Source organism: Candidatus Hinthialibacter antarcticus (assembly GCA_030765645.1).
GTDB classification, from domain to species: domain Bacteria; phylum Hinthialibacterota; class Hinthialibacteria; order Hinthialibacterales; family Hinthialibacteraceae; genus Hinthialibacter; species Hinthialibacter antarcticus.
On the sequence record JAVCCE010000059.1, the window covers coordinates 139,009 to 158,480 of the forward strand.

Annotated in this window: 13 protein-coding genes; 12 read left to right on the forward strand and 1 reads right to left on the reverse strand. The window is 45.8% G+C overall.

Going from position 1 to position 19,472, the window contains the following annotated elements; translation table 11 throughout:
- The first annotated feature begins 119 nt into the window (after positions 1 to 119).
- Positions 120 to 677 (forward strand): prepilin-type N-terminal cleavage/methylation domain-containing protein, encoded by a 558-nt coding sequence (locus tag P9L94_14570; GenBank protein MDP8245305.1) that lies wholly within the window; start codon positions 120 to 122, stop codon positions 675 to 677.
- A gap of 147 nt (positions 678 to 824) precedes the next feature.
- Here the strand turns inward: P9L94_14570 and P9L94_14575 are convergent, their stop codons facing one another.
- Positions 825 to 2,300 (reverse strand): Gfo/Idh/MocA family oxidoreductase, encoded by a 1,476-nt coding sequence (locus tag P9L94_14575; protein ID MDP8245306.1) that lies wholly within the window; start codon positions 2,298 to 2,300, stop codon positions 825 to 827.
- A gap of 449 nt (positions 2,301 to 2,749) precedes the next feature.
- Between P9L94_14575 and P9L94_14580 the strand changes: the two genes are divergently transcribed.
- The 11 genes from P9L94_14580 to P9L94_14630 all read left to right on the forward strand — a co-directional run bounded on the left by P9L94_14580 (position 2,750) and on the right by P9L94_14630 (position 19,409).
- The gene (locus P9L94_14580; GenBank protein MDP8245307.1) at positions 2,750 to 4,813 is read left to right on the forward strand and encodes a hypothetical protein; all 2,064 of its coding nucleotides are present in this window, start codon (positions 2,750 to 2,752) and stop codon (positions 4,811 to 4,813) included.
- A gap of 10 nt (positions 4,814 to 4,823) precedes the next feature.
- Positions 4,824 to 5,729: a sensor histidine kinase gene (locus P9L94_14585; GenBank protein ID MDP8245308.1), complete on the forward strand. Its 906-nt coding sequence runs from the start codon at positions 4,824 to 4,826 to the stop codon at positions 5,727 to 5,729.
- Positions 5,726 to 6,379, forward strand: a complete 654-nt coding sequence (locus P9L94_14590) for a response regulator transcription factor (protein ID MDP8245309.1) — start codon at positions 5,726 to 5,728, stop codon at positions 6,377 to 6,379. Before P9L94_14585 ends, P9L94_14590 begins: the two co-directional genes overlap by 4 nt.
- A gap of 180 nt (positions 6,380 to 6,559) precedes the next feature.
- Positions 6,560 to 9,097 (forward strand): Ig-like domain-containing protein, encoded by a 2,538-nt coding sequence (locus P9L94_14595; protein MDP8245310.1) that lies wholly within the window; start codon positions 6,560 to 6,562, stop codon positions 9,095 to 9,097.
- Positions 9,098 to 9,190: 93 nt separating this feature from the next.
- Positions 9,191 to 9,763 carry a prepilin-type N-terminal cleavage/methylation domain-containing protein gene (locus tag P9L94_14600; protein ID MDP8245311.1) on the forward strand — a complete coding sequence of 191 codons (573 nt, stop codon included), beginning with the start codon at positions 9,191 to 9,193 and terminating at the stop codon, positions 9,761 to 9,763.
- A 107-nt stretch (positions 9,764 to 9,870) separates the two neighbouring features.
- Complete coding sequence (locus P9L94_14605; protein MDP8245312.1) at positions 9,871 to 13,704, forward strand: CotH kinase family protein; 3,834 nt, start codon at positions 9,871 to 9,873, stop codon at positions 13,702 to 13,704.
- Positions 13,705 to 14,256: 552 nt separating this feature from the next.
- Entirely contained in the window at positions 14,257 to 15,912 is a 1,656-nt protein-coding gene (locus tag P9L94_14610; GenBank protein MDP8245313.1) for an NAD-binding protein, read from the forward strand.
- Positions 15,913 to 16,061: 149 nt separating this feature from the next.
- A complete protein-coding gene (locus P9L94_14615; GenBank protein ID MDP8245314.1) occupies positions 16,062 to 16,778 on the forward strand; it encodes a nucleotidyltransferase family protein in 717 nt (238 codons plus the stop codon).
- Positions 16,775 to 17,311, forward strand: a complete 537-nt coding sequence (locus P9L94_14620) for an HAD family hydrolase (GenBank protein MDP8245315.1) — start codon at positions 16,775 to 16,777, stop codon at positions 17,309 to 17,311. The genes P9L94_14615 and P9L94_14620 overlap by 4 nt, the downstream gene beginning before the upstream one ends.
- 107 nt (positions 17,312 to 17,418) lie before the next feature.
- Complete coding sequence (locus P9L94_14625; protein ID MDP8245316.1) at positions 17,419 to 18,399, forward strand: GDP-mannose 4,6-dehydratase; 981 nt, start codon at positions 17,419 to 17,421, stop codon at positions 18,397 to 18,399.
- Positions 18,306 to 19,409 (forward strand): hypothetical protein, encoded by a 1,104-nt coding sequence (locus P9L94_14630; GenBank protein MDP8245317.1) that lies wholly within the window; start codon positions 18,306 to 18,308, stop codon positions 19,407 to 19,409. Before P9L94_14625 ends, P9L94_14630 begins: the two co-directional genes overlap by 94 nt.
- The last annotated feature ends 63 nt before the right edge of the window (positions 19,410 to 19,472 follow it).

A 19,472-nucleotide genomic window follows, 5' to 3' on the forward strand; every position in this document is an offset into this window, starting at 1 on the left:
AGACTAATCTATAGAATATAGTGATTATCCTAAGAAAATTATGCTTGTATGGATAGAGCTGCGTGGAGCGCGGTTGTATTCAGAATGGGCCATCTCAGACGGTGCATCGAAAGGGAAACATGAAGAACAAGGGATTTACATTAATTGAGTTGTTGATTGTCGTCGCCATCATCGGAATCCTCGCCGCCATTGCCGTACCGAACTTTATTCTGGCGCAAACCAAAGCGAAGGTCGCCCGCGTTGAGAGCGATTTAAAAGCGCTGTCGACAGCGATGGAAATGTATCGGCTCGACCATAATGATTATCCTGACTCAGCCACGGCGAAGACGATGCAATCCATGACGCGCTTGGAAGAACTCGTCGAACCGGTGTCTTATATTGCCGCGATTCCGATTGATCCATTTAACAAATACGGCATCCCCAACCATTTGTCGGCGCGTGAATACATCTATCACAACGATACCGCCAGCGGTTGGCCGATTGGTAATTTTCTCTTATTGCGCGACCATCATTTTGGCGTCGGACGGAAACAACCCAATTGGATCATCATCAGTCACGGACCTGACAAAGAGACGCAAGATTTTGATATCGGCGGGAGCATCCCCTGGGGCGCCATCGCGTATGAACCATCAAACGGCGTGGTGAGCCGGGGCGACGTGTTCCGCTTTGGGCCATAAGGCGTAATTTCATTGCCATAAAAAAACGCTCCATGAATTTGTGGGGCGTTTGTAGAAACTGAGGAAAAAGAAAAAGGCAGGATGCATAGCGCATCCTGCCTTTAATTTTTATTGATAGCGGTTGAACTCAGTCGCCTGAGCGGTGCTTCAACTCAGGTCTGGAACGGCATACCCCGCGCGATATTGGCGCTTGAGGTGTGGATTGGCGAGTTCCGCATTGGCGCCGACGAATTGTTCCTTTTTGGGGTCGTGCGTCAAAATGGGGCTCATCCGCATGGTGTCGCTGTCGGCTTTGACGCCAAATTTCGCCAGCGATTCTTCCATGTTTTCAAGCAATGCGCTCCAGGCTTCAAGGTTCGGCATGATTGATTCCGCCTTGGCGCGTGAATAGTCGCCGCCGGTTTGGAACGCGACGTTGGCCAGGTTGCACCAGCCGGTCGAATCGTGACCGGTTTCAATTTCCGCATTAAGAACGCTCTTGTCTTGCGCACGGACGGCGTCGAGGAAATTGCGCGTGTGCAACTTCATGCGGTCGCCGCCTTTGAACGAGCGGATTTCTTTTCCGTTGAGATCAATCGCCTTGCCCGAACCGCGCTGGCCTAAGTAATAGCCGCCTTCACATGCAACGACGTATCCGCTGCCGGGGCCGGAGAACGAACGGTTGGCGGGCATCTTCCAACTGCCTTTTTTATCGGGAGCCTGATTCAGGTTTGACAGCGCAATCATGGTTGGATACAAGCCGGTGTCGAAACAGACGAAATGTACGTTGGGGGTATCGCCAGCGTCGTTCCACGCCGCGCGCCCGCCGACACTCAGGATGCGCTTTGGAGTGATGACGGCGTCTTGATAGGCGACGTTGCGTACGTCATCAAGGACGTGAACGCCCCAGTTGCCCATTTCACCGTTGCCGGTGTTGAAGTCCCAATGCCAGTCGTAGTGTAAAGCGTTGCGGTACAGTTTTTCATCCTGAGCAGGCCCAAGCCAGAGGTCGTAGTTCACTTCTTCTGGAATGACCAGAGGCGCGTTGCGTATTCCGATGCTTTCGCGGACGCCGAGGCGGTTCGCCTGGACGTAGAGAATTTTGCCGAGGGCTTTGTCATCATGTAAGAATTTTTTGGCTTCTGTTTGTAAAGGATCAGAGCGCTGCTGGGTTCCGAGTTGGACGATTTTTTTGTATTTGCGCGCTGCGTTTACCACTTGGCGGCCTTCCCATTGGGTGTGAGAAAGCGGTTTTTCGACGTACACGTCTTTGCCTGCTTGCATCGCCATGATGGCGGCGAGGCAGTGCCAGTGGTTGCAGGTCGAAACGGTAACGGCGTCGACGTTGGGGTCTTCTAACAATTTGCGCAAGTCTTTGTAATCTTTGCATCCGGCGTTGTCGGCGGCGTCTTCGACGCGGGAAGCGTCGGGGTCGGCCATCGCGACGATTTGGACGTCTTTGTGCGGCTTAAAACTGCGGTACAGTTCGCCCCCGCGACCGCCCATACCAATCTGACCGATGCCGATGCGGTCGTTGGCGTCTGCGCTGTTGGCGTCTTTGATATAGAAAGCAGTTGGAAGCGTAAATGCGGCGGTCGCCGCCACGCTTTGTTTGATAAATTTACGGCGTTTGATGGAACTCATGCTTTCGTGTCCTTTCAAAAGAGAATCAGAGTTCTTCCCCAAATGTGTATACAAATAAGTTTACCAGTTCTGAATGACGATGTTTAGTCGGATCAATTCCGCTCAAAGTTCATTGCCGGGAGTGTGGGTCGCAATATATATGGAGATCAGGATCAGGCGCCCATGCCTGAATCAATGTCATTGACTTAAGACTCGGAGCCCAGGGTTTTCGCCCCTCTTTTTAAGGGGGGTGGCGCTGAAAGCGCCGGGGGGATCTCAAAACAGCACAAACAAAGCGATACATTCAAGCAATATCTCAAGGGCTGCCGTCGCTTCGCAACGCCTTGCCCTTGCCACCCCCATTTGGGTTTTTCCATTAATTGGATGAACCCAAAAAGTGTGTCCATTTGGTTTGTCGTTGAGCGCCGTCTCAGGTATTCTTGCTTAAACGAAACCGAGATTGGTTCTCTATGATGGCTATTATCAGTCGAAGCATTTTGTGTTTGTGTATCGCCATGCTGGTTCCTAACGTAGGTTATTGCGATGATGACGCCTACTGGAGATATTGGACTGTCACTGACGGATTGGCTTCTTCGAGATGCAAAACGATCACGATAAACGATAACCAATCTGTTTGGATTGGGAATGGTCTCCATCATTACATGAGCGGATATGATGGATTTAACATTGATCGGTTTATCAACCCCATGATTAGCACAATCCCCATCGCAGCGGGTGTTCAAGACGATTTATGGATGAAGTCGTTTGACGGCCTAAAACATTATGAAAATGGATCCTGGGAAGACCATTCGATTCATCAATTTAGCCAGGCCATCGACTTTGCGCCGTATGATGATATGAAATTGTTGATTCTAACAGAAAATCAACTCTGGGATTACGACGTTGTAAATAGCCAGCGAACTTTTTTATTAGAAGTCGAAAACACTCAAATGGGGCGATTCTTAGAACTGAGCAAACGAATTCAAGATACGATCTGGATTGGTTGTGAAGCAGGCTTGATACGGGTAGACCTGTCAAATGGACCTCAGCAATTACAGATTTCCTACAACGAATTTAAATCAAATCTCTCCGAACTCTTGAATTATCACTCCCTAAATATAACACAAAGCGATGACGTTATAGCCGTTGCAAATACAATCCTACCTAATTTCAAAACGATCATTCGTTTTTCTCAAAAGAAGTTTGAATCAATTTATGAGTTTGATGACAATATCTATGAAGCATGGCAGGACGAAAAACAGCGTATCTGGTTTTATAACGGCTTTAACCTCTATCGAATCGAAAACAATCAGTTACATGAAATTGAAAAAAAAGGCCCCTTAGTTGGTGAACTGTATGATATGGAAGTTGAGTTAGACAGTTCGTTTTGGATTGCATCGTCTGAAGGCCTTGTCAGATACAGCCCGCCGCTCTGGGAAACTCCCGACGAAATATCACATATCAATAACTGGGTACATGCGATACGGGAGGACCGAAAACAGCGCGTTTGGTTTTTAAGTAATAAAGACTTGATGTGTATTGATGAAGGTAAATGGAAAATATTCCCGCTGCCAGACGGCTACACCTCTCACCGTTATGAAACCGAAGACCTCTGTCTCTTCCCGGATGGACGATTGGTGATGAATACCAATAACTTTTCTGAATTTTTGGTGTTCGATCCACAGTCAGAATCGTTTGAGTTTATTCATCATCCAGAAAACATTGGGATTCGAATCATGTCGCCGAGTAAAGATGGAAGAATCTGGGTGAGAATGGAAACCCCGGGCGAGCCGCACTTTTGGTTATCGTTGTATGATGGCGTTGAATTTACGCCATACACGCTCGCAAGCGGCGAGCCATTACAATTAGACCGAGTGCGTTGTGTAAATGAGACTTCATCGGGAGATATCTGGATCGGATGTTTGACCAGCGTTGGAGTGATTCAAAATGGTGAGTATAGAGAATGGGCGAACGAAATTGAGTTTCCCGGCGTCTCGGCGCTTTATATCAATGAGATACCGAACGGTGAGGTCTGGGTTGGAGACAGAAACAATATTTTCTCCTATTCAAATGGAGTCTGGTCAACCGTTGCGGCTGATATAGACGCCGTACGTTCAATTTTGGTTGACGATGATAGTGTATGGATCGCAAGCACAAGCGGTATTTACCGATATTTTGAAAATGCTCTGGTTCAACATGATCAAAATGACGGACTGGTGTCAACTATCACATATAAAGTCTACAAAGATTCTCAAAGCCGATTATGGGCCGGCACTGCTTTAGGAGTTTCACAATATTTTGCTGCACATGACCCGGATTCGCCAATCACAATTGTTAATGAAGATTCAAATCCATCACAATTCTCTCATACCGGTGAAGCAAGAATTTTATTTAGCGGAATTGATAAGTGGAAGTATACCGATCATTCAAGATTATTGTTTTCCTATAGATTAAACGGCGGCGCATGGACGCCCTACTCTCACAACACGGTGGCTTCGTTCCATTCAACTTGTTCCAGATCAATACACGTTTGAAGTGCGGGCGATGGACCGTAATTTTAACTATGACCAAACGCCTGAGCAATTCATTTTCACGGTAAACTTACCTTGGTATAGAGAGCCAGCGTTTCTTGCTATGTCGTCAGTTGGCTTGATGACAACCCTGCTATTGCTGTTCTTGTTGGTTTTTCGCTATGTGAAACTCGAGCATCTTGTCAACTTAAGAACACAAAAATTAAATCAAGCCAATCTACAATTGAGTCAAGATGCGGTTCAATTAAGAGAGGCCGAAATCAAACTGCGGGGGATGTCTTCAGAATTGACGATCGCGGAAGAGAGAGAGCGCCGGAAAATTGCAAGTTTTCTTCATGATACGATTGGGCACACGCTCGCGCTTTGCAAACTGAAAATAAGCCGCTTTAAAAAAAATTGCAGCGATGACCAAGTGGACCAAATTGAAGAAATCAGCTCTTTCACTGAACAAAGCATTGAAGACATCCATTCCATCATATTTCAAATCAGTCCACCGGTTTTATATGAACTGGGTTTTGACCGGGCAGTGAAATGGCTTGTCGATGAATATCAAGAACAATATCAGATTTCGATTCAGTATAATGCCAGTAATGTAATCGAGCCGGTCCCTGAAGACCGGAAAATTTTATTGTTTCAAATCATTCGAGAATTATTGGTCAATATCGTTAAACACGCCCAGGCTAGTGAAGTGCATTTACAGGTTGAACGAAAAAATGGAAGCGTTCATATTAAAGTTCAAGATAATGGAAAAGGGTTTCGCGTCGAGCAAATTGAAGAAGAGTTTAAAGGATATGGACTCTTCAGTATTCGGCAGCGCCTACAATATATAGAGGGCAGTCTTGAAATTCACTCTCAAATAAACTTGGGTTCGACAATATCAGTCGTCGCACCAATCGAATCGGGTATCTCTAACGAATGAAAACAAAAATCATATTGGTTGATGACCACCCAATCTTTCGGCAAGGGCTTCAAGTATTGATTGAAGAACATGAAAACTATGAAGTGATTGCCGTCGCTGGGGATGGGAGGACGACTCTACAATTGGCGCGCGATCTTTCGCCTGATGTCATTGTCATGGATATTACATTACCCGAACTCAATGGAATTGAGGCGACAAGAGCAATCTTGAAAGAATTGGGCAATATCAAAATTGTCGCATTATCTATCCATAACAGCCGCATTTTTATTGATGAAATGTTAAGCGCAGGGGCAATGGGCTATGTCTTGAAATCTTGTGCGTTTGAAGAATTGGTCATTGCCATAGAGACAGTTTTGAACGGAGAGCAATATCTGAGTAAAAAAATAAAATGTTTTAGTCAACCTACAAGTTTGAGTCAAAATAGCGAAAAAACTTCAGGCGATATCCGGTCGCTCACTCCAAGAGAAAAAGAAGTCCTTCAACTCATTGCTGAGGGGAAAAGTTCAAAAGAAATATCACACATTTTGCATATTACGCTAAAGACTGTTGAAAAACACCGTCACGGAATAAAAGAAAAATTAGATATTTACAGCACGGCCCAATTAACCAAATTTGCGATCCAGTCCTCGTTGACCAACCTGGATATCTAGCCGTAAATTTAATCGTTTCCTTTCTGCTTATGTGTGAACATACTCATATAGTAGGGAAATCCCTACTATACAACTGGTTCTATTAACCTGGATAATCAAACTTTGAATCACGGAATTAATGATTCATTTAATTATCACATTTGTTTTAGTTACCAACATATCATAGGGAGAAAAGCTACGATGAAGACTTTGAAGATGAATTGGGTCATGGTTGTTTTGGGGCTGGCAGTCTTGTTTGCTGGCGGAGTTCAGGCGCAAGTGCCGATTGTCTTTCAAGATGGGCTAGGCGGTTATGATGGAACCCATGACACCTTCTTTATGACAGGCGATCCGGTCGCGATCAACTTTGAACTCGAAGAATGGGAGTGGGACGGTTCTGATGCTGGCGGTTTCAACTTTGGCTTCTTACGGTTTGACGACATTGTTGGTACGAACCCCGGCCAGGTTCCCCCTGACAGCACCATTATTGAGGCGTTTATTACCCTTAATGTTACAAATGAAGGCGACGCAACGCAGATCGCTACCATGCATGATCTGATAATTCCCTTCAACGAAGAAAGCGACCTGATCGACTTTGGCGATGGGTTTGAGCCTCGCTCTGGAATTGATTATACCGAAACGCCATTACATGACATTCCAGGCCCATCCGCTGGGGTTGTGTTAGAGTTAGACGTAACCGAAACAATCAAAAAAGTTCAAACTGGTTCCGATAACCTTGGTTGGATTTTTATTCCAGGCGGTAGCAATGGCGTTGGCATCACTGCCAGCGAAGCCGCAGCCAACCGACCCAAACTAACAGTTGTGATTGAGGGCGGCGCTCCACCTGACGCGACGCGTACAATCGCCAACACGATCTATGTAGCTGGCGGTTCGATTGCTATTGAAGTTGCTGTTGTGCTCGAATCAGGCACGCAGGATGTCGTGATCGTAGAGACGCTACCATCTGGGTGGGCGGCGTCAGGCATTTCAAATGGCGGTTCATTTGCAGCAGGCGCAGTCACTTGGAACTTGAGCGGTTTTAGCGGCTCATCAACTCTTTCCTATACTGCCACCGCTCCAGCCTCGCCAGCCGCAGAGGCGTCATTCTCCGGCACGGTCAATGAATCCTTCTTTATCTTTGGCGACACGTCAGCGTTTTTGCTTACGCTGAACCCGCTTGGTGAATTTGAAGGCCACGCTGACATCGGCGAAAATGACGCCGCTGGCAGCGCGACGTTTACTGATGGCATCTATGAAGTCAAAGGAAGCGGCGCTGATATTTGGGGTTCGGGCGATGAATTTCATTTCGTTTACAAACGAATTGACGGCTCCTTCAAAATTTCAGCCAAAGTCGATGGCTTTAACGAGACCAGCACAAACGAATGGTCAAAAATTGGCCTCATGATTCGTGAAAACCTTGATGATGGCGCGAAAAACTATATGTCGTTAATTCGCGGAAGCGACTTACAGTTCCGTACTCAATGGCGTCCCGCTTCAGGCGCGTCTTCAGCTGGTGCAACGTTAGTGCCTGTTGATTTCCAAGATGGCCAGATGGAGATCATACGCAATGGTGACACATTCCAATCCTTCTACCGGGATGTCAATACAGGTGAACTCGTCTTAGACAATACCCTCAATATTGATATGGCGAATGAAGTATTAGTGGGGCTTGGCGTAACGTCACACGAAGATGGTACGCTTAGCGTGGGTACATTTGAAAACCTCGCCATCGAACTCTTCTCATTCGATGTGTCTCGGAATATCCCTGCGGATACCTTTAGCTCAAGCCAGGCGCTTACTGGCGTCAAACTGACCGCTTCTGTTCGCGAGGGAGAGTCTCCCAATCTTTCAATTACTGAAACCCCGCCTTCGGGCTGGATGCCTTCAAACGTACAAACGAGCGCAGGCAGTGCGACTGTGAACGGTGATGGAAGCATTACCTGGACAGTCAACAGCGCAGCAGGCTCGCCAACATTAACTTACGACGTGCAACCCGTCGCAGGCGACATTGTTGGTCAATGGGGCGGTAGCGCTACAGACGGTTCTGCTTCGCTTCCCGTTGTTGGTGAAACGGCTATCGACGCCATTCCACCACTGTTTGAAACCGGCAACGTCTTAGCGGTCGGCGCCTGGAATGACAGCAACACCAGCAGCGACATGGCGGTCACCGCCGAATTGGTCGACAGCAATGGCGTGATTTATGTTCAAGACTCCAGCGCAGACGGCGGTTGGCCCTCCGGGACGCAGTTCAACTGGAAAACCGTTTTATTTGCTGATGGCTTTGGCGCAGAAGAGCCTGGCTGGCAGCTGCGTGGTTTTGACGACAGCGACTGGATCAAAGAAGACGGGCTTGGCTTTACGGTTGGGCACGGCGGCAACGACGCCGAAAACGGTGAAATTCCATTGGATGCGTCAGAAGAAACCGTCTATACCCGCTCAATCTTTGATGCACAAGACTATGACAACATTACCAGCATCACAATCAGAGTTGCTGGCGACGATGAGGCTGTTGTCTGGTTGAACGGCGTATTCATCGGCTTTACCGCTTCGGGCACGAGCGACCGCGGCGAATCAGCGAGAGACTATGTATTTGACACAACCATCAGCGGCGGAAGCGGCGGGCTTGAGAACGGCTCGAACCCAACCGATTATATCGGCGGCGGAGCAGCCGAGTTTGTTATCAATGTTGATCTGGTCGATTCTGACAACGTGTCAGTGCCTGACTGGGCGTTGTATTAGTTGATCGTTACCTAAACACTGTTGAGGGAGAGCGCCAATTTTGCGTGCGCTCTCCCTCTTTGGTCTACATGCAGATATAAGGGGTGTTTTTTTATGAAAAATAGTGCGTTTACACTCATTGAGCTGTTAATTGTTGTTGCCATCATTGGCATTCTTGCCGCAATTGCAGTTCCGAATTTTCTGAATGCTCAAATAAAGGCTAAAATTGCCCGTGTCGAATCAGACCAACGATCACTCTCGACCGCTCTTGAACAATATAATTTAGATTGGAACAGTTATGTTGAAGATCATGACTTTCCGTCTGATCAATCTCAAAAAGGGTTGTTCAGATTAACTTCTCCGGTTGCTTATATGTCTAGTTTGCCGAATGATCCGTTCCCTTCACAGGCAAACCCCGCCGCTGAAGGAAACCCGAATTATGAATTTGGGTCAGGCAGCGCAGGCAAGGCGGGACAGCAATGGCCTGCACAAGCTTATGTGATGATATCTCCCGGTCCCAATTTAGCCGAAGAAGTTGAAGGCAATGATGGATTTCCATTTGGGACAGTTATCCGCAGTTTTGACGTCAGTAATGGAGTCGCTTCAGGCGGAGATATCGTTCGCTTAGGAGGAAACTATAATTCCGGGCGTATAATTGTTGATGGAAAGTTTATTGCAGGACGCTAACATTTTTGTATCTATGTTTTTTTATACCTCCCTGAAGGCCATATTGATTATTTGAATATGGCTTTTTTTTGTGAAATGATACACAGCGGAATTGGTGAGATAAAACGATGAAACAATGTCCAAAAATACTTTATTTTTTTCTATTCATTGTGAGCGTTTTCATTCAAACGTTCGATGCAAAAGCCACTGTTGTCATTAACGAAATCATGTATCATCCAGCAGTTTTTCGTGATGATATTGAATTTGTTGAACTGTATAATCCAACGACAACTCTACAGGATATTTCTCAATGGCGTCTCGCCAGCGCGGTCCGCTATGTGTTTCCTCCGAACACGAAACTCGAGGCCAATTCTTATTTAATCATCTCGACGTCTCCAGCAGAATTTTTAGACATTACTGAAAGTTCTTATGGCCCATTTGAAGGCCAACTCAGCAACGGCGATGAAACAATCAGGCTGATTGATTCACAGGGAAATGAGATTGACGAAGTCTCTTATGTCGATGAAGGCGGATGGCCGATAGAGGCCGACGGCGAAGGCGCTTCGATTGAACGAATCCATGCTGGCATGAATCCTTCTCACCCCGCGAGTTGGAAAGCAGGGGCAGTCGGCGGGTCTCCAGGACAAAAAAACCTCAATGCAATACCAGACGCCCTGCCTATCATCACAAACGTCATCCAAGCGCCTGTTATTCCCAAAAGCAACCAACCCGTACAGATTGTGTGTGAGATCGACCATGCGACTCCGGTGCAAGAAGTATTGATATTTTATAAAACCGAAGAAATGAATTATTTTGAAACGGTTGAACTTTTTGATGATGGACAAAATGAAGACTTTGCTGCAAACGACAATGTGTATGGGGGGTTGATCCCGCCGCAACCAGACCAGTCGGTCGTCGAGTTTTACATTCAGGCGCAGGAGAAAGCCAATGTGAATGGGCTTTTCCCGCAATCGGTTCTTGACTCGGTCTCATTGTATCGGGTTGACAACTCAGACATTGATAGCCCACTGCCTCTTTATCGAGTAATCATGCGCGACAGAGATGAGCGCAACCTGCGCACGCGAGGCTCACAAAGCAATGTTGAACTTCCTGCATCATTCGTTTTTGGCGATACCATATTTTATAATGTTGGAATTCGGTTTAGAGGCAAAGGTTCGCGCGGCAGCGAACCAAAATCATACCGGATAAATTTCGCGAACGGGCCTTTCTTTGGCTCCGTACGAAAATTAAATCTAAACGCCGTTAATCCTCACCGCCAATTTGTCGGATTAGAAATTCTTGAATTGCTGAACTTACCAACGCCACAAAAGCAATTGGTCTCTTTGAAATTTAACAACGCTTATGCGCCGAATTATATTCAAGTAGAACGAACCGACAAACAAATGATGGAACGTGAGTTTCATGACGGCGACGGCAACCTCTACCGCGGCGTCGAGCAGGCGAATTTAGATTATCGCGGCGAAGACCCCAACCAATACCGCTCACACTACGATAAAATCACCAATGAAGTTGAAGATGATTTCACTGACATCATTCAACTTTGCGCTGCGTTTTCCAATCCACCTACGTCCGACGATCAATTTGTTCAACAATTATCTCAAACCATTGATATCCATCAGTGGATGCGCTGGCTTGCCGCAAAAAAAGTTTTGAATGACCAAGAAGGCGGTTTGTCGAAAGAGCGCGGCGATGATTATTATATGTATAACAACCCCGCCAATCAGTTGTTCTATTTATTGCCCTGGGACTTAGATTCGGTTTTTCAGTCTCCTCTTTTGCCTGTTCATCATCATGACGGCACAGCCATTCAGAATACCGTCGGACGTTTTTTACGTCATCCAGATTTAGCCTCTCAATACTTCAGCCAAATCGTTTCGATATTAGAAACAGAACTTCCTCAATCGACTGTTGATTTAATTATTGACAAAACATCACCTATTACATCAGAGGCCGTTCGCGATGAAATGAAACAGTTTTCGTTGATACACCGCGAGTTTCTGCTATCTCAAATTCCTCGCGAGTTGACCGCTGAAATTTCACGCGACCTCGAACGAGCCATCATACAAGAAGGGGATGAATGGGCGTACTTTAAGGGCATTGAAAACCCTCCATCAAATTGGAATGAACCTACGTTTGATGACTCCACTTGGGATCGAGGCCCCGGCGGGATTGGCTATGGCGACAATGACGACCAGACCGAACTTCTGGACATGCGCAATAACTATCCGACTGTGTTTATGCGAAAGCAGTTTAGTATTAATTCACCAGGCGCGATCTCGCGATTGGCGCTTGAGGTCAATTATGATGATGCGTTTGTTGCCTATTTAAATGGCGTTGAAATCGCGCGCAGCAACTTCATCGGTGAACCAAACTCTTTCTCAACGGCGAGTTCAAACCATGAGGCGGGTTCGTTTGAGACATTCGAGATCAACAATGCAGCAGAGTTGTTGATGAGCGGCGCCAATACCTTGGCCATCGTCGGACTAAACGTCTCATTAAATAGTTCTGATTTTTCGTCTACTGCAAGATTAAACGCCATCACCCAAGAAGGAGAATCGGTCGTTTTAAGAGGCTTCGCAGATGTTACTCAAACCCGATGGGTTCGCGTCAATGGCGATCAGGTATTGTATGAACCTTGGAAAGGTGAATGGAGTTATCTGGTTGATTCAACGCTTAATCAAACCCAATTTGAAATTGAGGCATTCGACATAAACGGAACCCTTATTGATTCCAAAACCATTCAATTCACTCCACCGCCCGTCTCGCATGGTGGAGAAATCGTTCAAAACACAACCTGGACAAAAGAAATGTCGCCTATCAATGTTGACGATCATGTTGTCGTTTTAGAAAATGTAACACTGACAATCGAGCCTGGAGTGGATGTTCAACTTGCTGCGGGAAAAGGGATCGTCGTCTTTGGAACGTTGAAAGTGAACGGAGTATTAAACGAGCCTGTTAGGTTTTCTTCAAAAACGGCTGATGAAAATTGGGGCGGAATTGCATTCAACAGCACATCTCTCAATTCATCAATACAGTTTGCCAATTTCTATGATTCAGGCTCTTTTTCCTATCAAGGCAGTCAATTCAACGGCGCCGTATCAATCAACGAGTGCGAAGCAGAAATACTCGATAGCGGCTTTTTCGCGATAGACACCCTGGGCGTTAACGCCGTAAGAGCGCGGCTGCATGTCGCGCGATGCACATTTGAATCGATGGGTGAAATGATTCACTGCAGCAATTCGTTTTCCATTATCGAACACAATCGGTTTGACACGATCTTTGGACACAATGACGCCATTGATTTTGACGGCCAGTCAGACGAGCCGTCGATTATCCGTTCAAACGTGATTTTAAATTCCGAAGATGACGGCTTAGACATGGGCGGGGGCGCGTCTCCTATTATCGAAGGAAACTGGATTCAAAATTGCGCCGACAAAGGCATCTCATTAGAAAGCGACAGTACTCCTTTTTTGGCGAATAACGTGATCGTGAATTGCGGCATTGGAGTCACATCAGGCGATAGCGCTCGAATGACGTTTATACACAACACCGTTGTGAATTGCCAAACAGGAATCGAACTGGTTGAAAAGACAACCAATGGCGGCGGCGGAGAAGCCGTGATTATCAACTCAATCCTTTGGAACACAACACAAAGTCTCGTGATTGATGAGAAATCAAACGCTGTGATTCAATCGTCTAATCTAATGCAACTGCCTGCAATGTATGCTCAAAATAATTTCTCTATTGATCCACTGTTTGTTGGCAGCAACAATGATGATTACGCATTGAAGGATCAATCTCCGCTTATTGATGCTGGAGAACCCTCATCTGTACTAACCGATTTTAACGGCGCGCTAAGGCCAATGGGCGCCGCGCCTGATCTCGGCGCGTTTGAGAATACAGACCCGACTATGATTTATGATTGGGGACTAATGCGGTGAGACCTCTGTGGACTGGCCTCCCCGTTCCAAGTAGGGTACGGAACTTATCTCTCGTATGAGAGAGTAGATACGACTGATTAAACAGTAGATAACAGGCCGTTAATTCAATTGCATACACCAGCCAAAGGTGAAGTTAAATGCAAGCAATGGCTAGGCGGATTGCTGAGGCATTATTACCGAATAGCGGCATAAGTTTTCAATGAGTACTGTCAGGAGTCTAAGCAGTATTTGTGTATCTACTCACCGAAAATACGGCCCATTTTCCCTATTCAAAAAATTGAAATGAAGCCGAATCTGTGATAGATTCTCTGACAATCTTGAATGATCAACCTGAATTAAGGTTTTGAGATAGCGCGGAGTCGCCATCCAGTTTGAAGATAACAAAATTGGGAAAAGAAATTTAAGTAAATAGTCTTTTGGGTAGTTTGGTAGAGGAAATTAATAACTCCCCCCCCCCTGTGGGACTCGAACCAACAATCCGCGTTTCAATAAAATTCAGTTTATGGATGTGTTTGTTCTATGAAGATTTTGCCCACTCTCTTAATGAAATACATGAGCAATCGAACAAGTCAGCGCAATCTAAAGATTGTATTTAATTTTTTATTAATTTTGTTTTTATTGGTGTTTATATATAGCATACTGTTTCATTACATCATGCTGTTGGAGGATAAAGAATATACTTGGATCACGGGTTTTTATTGGACGCTAACAGTGATGTCCACCTTGGGGTTCGGCGACATCACCTTTCATACGGATCTAGGAAAAATCTTCTCGATTATCGTTTTGTTGTCAGGGGTTGTTTTGCTCTTGGTGATGCTTCCGTTTACGTTAATTGAATTTTTTTATGAACCTTGGATCAAAGCGCAAACCTTCACTCGTGTGCCCCGCAATGCTCCAGACGCCATGAAAGGCCATGTCATTCTGTTTCAATACGATCAAATTACCAGCGCACTCATCGAAAAACTCAAACTATATCATTACCCATATGTGCTTGTGATCGCCGATTTTGATGAAGCGCTTCGGTTGCATGATGAGGGCTTTCAAGTGATGTACGCCGATCATGACGACCCCGAAACCTACCGAAAAGCGCATGTTGAAAACGCAACTCTAATCGCTGCGACCCGGACGGATATTGCGAATACAACCATTGCGTTTACGGTCCGTGACGTGAATGAAACGATTCCGATTGTCGCAACGGTTCGTGATGATTATTCGGTAGACATTCTCAAAAGCGCAGGCTGCACCACATTGTTGCATTTGGGCGACATGGCAGGCCGAGCGTTTGCGCGCCGACTGCACGGAGGAAAAGAGGCCGTTCATGTCATTGGCCAGTTTGACGATTTGTTAATCGCCGAAGTCAACGCAGAGGTTACTCCACTGGTTGGTAAAACTCTGTTGGAAAGTAAAGTTCGCGAACAAACCGGGGTGAATATTGTCGGTATTTGGGAGCGGGGAAAGTTTGAAAACGCCCAAGCTCAAACCCGGGTCGAATCAAAAATGGTGTTGGTCTTGTCGGGTGTGAGATCACAAATTGATCGGTTTGAACAGCTATGCCAGATCAATACCATGCCTGATACGCCTGTTGTGATTATTGGCGCTGGCCGGGTAGGCAGAGCGGCGGCGAATACGCTACAGCAACGGGGTATTGATTATCGAATCATCGATATGGACAGTGAAAAGAAACAATCTTCAAATAAATTTGTGAATGGAAACGCCGCAAATCCTGAAGTATTAAAAACAGCCGGTATTGAAAACGCCCCCGCTGTGATTATCACAACCCGTGATGATGACACCAACATTTATCTTACGATTTATTGTCGAAAACAGTATTCAGATATTCAAATCATTAGCCGAACCAGCCTGAAAAGAAATATCAGCACGTTTCACCGCGCAGGCGCAGACTTTGTTATCTCCTATGCGTCTATGGGAGCGGAAAAAATATTCAATTCACTCAAACGAAGCGACATCCTTATGGTGGCGGAAGGATTGGATGTCTTTCGGATTAAAACGCCCACACCACTGACTGGCATGTTGATCCGCGATACTTCTATCCGCCGGGATACTGGATGTAATATCATTGCTGTTCATACCGATGGTCAATCTCATATCAACCCTGAAGCGGATGTTGTTCTCAAGCCCAATTCAGAATTGGTTTTAATAGGAACCGACGAAGCGGAAAACCGCTTCCTTCAACTTTATGCGGAATGAGTATTGAATTGTTTTCGGTGTTCCATGCCATACACAGTGAAAGATCAAGAATTTATTGAGTGGCTTCCAAAAATCTCAATTCCCTGGATTAAGATTATAGAACAACGCGAATGATATCAAACGAATTGCCGCTTATATGAAAGTATTGAATGAACTCTTCAATTGATGCGGTGATATTGGCTGGTGGAGAAGGGACGCGCTTGAAATCTGTTGTCAGCGATCGGCCCAAACCCATGGCGCTAGTTAAGGGTCGGCCCTTTATGGAATGGCTGCTGTTAGGATTGCGTAAGCAAGGCGTCGAGCGTTTTGTTATCTGCACTCACCATTTAAACGAAATAATCATAGACCATTTTGGCGATGGCAGTGTCTGGGACGTTGAGATTGTCTATTCACATGAGCTTTCTCCATTGGGTACGGGCGGCGCGATAGCGTTAGCCGCTCAAAAAGTAAAATCGAATGAAATGCTGGCGCTCAACGGTGACTCATTTTGTGAGTTCGATCTTTCAAAACTCATTCGTTTCCATCAAAATCAGAACGCTCTTGCGACGATCCAACTGACTCAAGTTGAAAATTGTGGACGCTACGGCAGCGTTCAAGTCGATGATAAAGGCCAAGTCGAAGCCTTTATCGAAAAATCAAAAGGCGGTGGAGCTGGTTGGATCAACGCAGGAATCTATCTCATTCAAACCTCTGCGCTGAGAGAAGCGCCTGCGAACCAAAAAATTTCAATGGAATATGATTTTTTACCAAAATGGGTTGGGAATGGATTGTATGCCATTCAACAAAAAGGAACCTTCATCGATATCGGCCTCCCCGAAACGTATCGTCAAGCAGAAACCATTTTCTCCTGGGAGTCTTTGCTTTGACGCGACGACGCTTCGCTATTCTTGACCGTGACGGGACCGTGATTCGGGAGCGCCACTATTTAGCAAATCCTGATGATGTAGAAGTCTATCCATCTGCAATCGAGGGGATCAAAGGGCTGCAAGCGCTGGGATTAGGTATCGTCATCGTGACCAATCAATCCGCTGTCGGACGAGGGATTATTGATCTTGCTAGACTGAATGAGATTCACCAGAGAATGATTCGATTATTGGGTGAGCATGATATCGTAGTCGATGGCATCTATTTTTGTCCCCATCATCCTGAAGATGAATGTCATTGTCGTAAGCCTAAACCCGGGATGGTATTACAGGCTGCGCGAGAGCATGGATTCGATCCAGCCGAGGCGCTCTACTTTGGCGACAAGCCCTGTGATATTGACCTGGGGAACAGGCTTGATGGAGTCACTTTTTTGGTCAGAACAGGTTATGGAAAAGAGTATGAACACCAAAAAAACCTTGGCGCACACCACATTGTAGACTCGATAAACGATGCGGTCTCACTGATTTGCCTTTAAGATTATACGCCGATTAGATTTTTTTTGATTCAAAATTCCCAAAAAACGCTTCCTTTTTCTGGATTTTTGGTATTAAATATCGTATAAATTATACCTAGGGTAACTTAATGAAAGTTCTAATCACAGGCATCACTGGGATGGTTGGCAGTCATTTGGCTGAATATATTTTAGCTGAACATCCTGGAGTTGAAGTACATGGTTTGGTTCGGTGGCGAAGCCCTTTCGATAACATCAAAGGCATACTGCCCAAAATTCAGCTGCACCACGCAGAATTACGCGACTTGAATTCGATGATTCGGTTGATGGAAGATGTGAAGCCGGACTGGATATTTCACCTGGCAGCTCAATCGTTTGTGACGGTCAGTTTCGAGCAGCCTGCTGATACGATCCATACCAATGTGATAGGAACGACGAATTTATTAGATGCGGTTCGTCGAGTCAAACTCGATCCAAAAATTCATATTTGCAGTTCATCTGAAGTTTATGGGCAGGTGCGTGAAGACGAATTGCCCATCAATGAAAATAACCCATTTCGCCCCGCTAGCCCGTATGCCGTGTCGAAAGTGGGCGAAGATATGATCGCCCTGCAATATTTCCTCTCCTATGGTTTGAAAACGATCCGAACTCGAATGTTTACCCATACTGGCCCACGGCGCGGCGATGTGTTTGCCGAAAGCACCTTCTCAAAACAAATTGCAGAAATTGAACAAGGCGTTCGCCCAAATCCCGTCAAAGTAGGAAACTTAAACAGTGTGCGCACTATCGCAGATGTTCGTGATGCGGTTCGCGCTTATTGGTTGCTGCTAGAGAAATGTCAACCGGGAGAGGCGTATAACATCGGCGGAAATCAAACCATGACGATGGGGGAATTACTTGAAAAACTAAAGGGAATGGCAACTTGCCGCATTGAGCATGAAGTTGATCCTGCGCTATTGCGCCCTTCAGATGTGACGATGCAGATTCCAGACGTATCTAAGTTCCAGGCTGAAAGTGGGTGGCAGCCGAAGTACAGCGTGGAAACAACATTGGAAGATTTATTGAATTATCACCGCGAAAAAATAAAGCGCAGTCGATTGGATGCGACATGATTATCACTAAGACGCCGTTTCGTATGTCATTCTTTGGAGGGGGGACTGATTATCCCGCTTGGTATCGTAAAGAAGGCGGCGCAGTGTTGTCGACGACAATTGATAAATATTGTTACCTTTCCTGCCGTGTGCTTCCCCCATTTTTTGATTTGAAACACCGAATCGTCTGGTCGCATATCGAAATGGTTAATGCAGTAAAAGAAATTCTCCATCCAGCCATTAAAGCCTGCTTAGAGCATTATGAATTCGACGATAAAACGGGCCTTGAGATTCACTACCAGGGTGATTTGCCTGCTCGCGCAGGTATGGGGTCCAGTTCTTCATTTGCGGTTGGGTTAATTAAAGCCTTGAAGGCGATGCGCGGTGAACTGATCGGAAAACATGAACTCGCGCTTGAAGCGATCAATCTCGAGCAGAATGTTATGCAAGACAACGTGGGTTCACAAGACCAAGTTGCGACAGCCTATGGTGGATTGAATGTGATCTATTTCAATCCAAATGGTGAAATCTCAGTGGAGCCGGTCGTGATTTCTCAAAATAAATTACAAGAACTCGAATCGAGTTTGGTGCTTATTTATACAGGAACAAGCCGATTGGCGTCAGAAATTGCAGGGACGATCATCAATAATCTGGAAGATCGCAAAAAGACGCTTTTCGAAATGCGGAAAATGGTTGATCGTGCATTAGATATCCTTGGTGGAAATAAACCCATTGCAGAATTTGGCCAGATGCTACATGAGAGTTGGATGCTGAAACGTGAGTTGAGTTCAAATGTTAGCAGCCCGGCTATCGATTCACTTTATCAAACTGCGCGTGACAATGGAGCCATTGGCGGTAAATTATTGGGCGCTGGCGGCTCGGGGTTTATGGTGTTTTTTGTTGAACCCAATAAACGCAAAGCGCTGGTGGAATCTCTACAAAGTTTTCTCAATGTTCCCTTTCGATTTGAACATGAAGGCAGCACCTTAATTTACTATAAACCAAGTCAGTTAGGGCTCAGCAAATCATAGAGATTGATAATAAATCGGCTGGAATCGGTGAGAATCGCGACTAAAGTTTATACTCCATCGAAC

Coding starts and splice junctions, on each gene's coding strand:
- P9L94_14580 (MDP8245307.1), top strand. CDS start 2,750: ATGATGGCTATTATCAGTCGAAGCATTTTGTGTTTGTGTATCGCCATG.
- P9L94_14605 (MDP8245312.1), top strand. CDS start 9,871: ATGAAACAATGTCCAAAAATACTTTATTTTTTTCTATTCATTGTGAGC.
- P9L94_14610 (MDP8245313.1), top strand. CDS start 14,257: ATGAGCAATCGAACAAGTCAGCGCAATCTAAAGATTGTATTTAATTTT.
- P9L94_14570 (MDP8245305.1), top strand. CDS start 120: ATGAAGAACAAGGGATTTACATTAATTGAGTTGTTGATTGTCGTCGCC.
- P9L94_14625 (MDP8245316.1), top strand. CDS start 17,419: ATGAAAGTTCTAATCACAGGCATCACTGGGATGGTTGGCAGTCATTTG.
- P9L94_14615 (MDP8245314.1), top strand. CDS start 16,062: ATGAACTCTTCAATTGATGCGGTGATATTGGCTGGTGGAGAAGGGACG.
- P9L94_14595 (MDP8245310.1), top strand. CDS start 6,560: ATGAAGACTTTGAAGATGAATTGGGTCATGGTTGTTTTGGGGCTGGCA.
- P9L94_14575 (MDP8245306.1), bottom strand. CDS start 2,300: ATGAGTTCCATCAAACGCCGTAAATTTATCAAACAAAGCGTGGCGGCG.
- P9L94_14585 (MDP8245308.1), top strand. CDS start 4,824: ATGGACCGTAATTTTAACTATGACCAAACGCCTGAGCAATTCATTTTC.
- P9L94_14600 (MDP8245311.1), top strand. CDS start 9,191: ATGAAAAATAGTGCGTTTACACTCATTGAGCTGTTAATTGTTGTTGCC.
- P9L94_14590 (MDP8245309.1), top strand. CDS start 5,726: ATGAAAACAAAAATCATATTGGTTGATGACCACCCAATCTTTCGGCAA.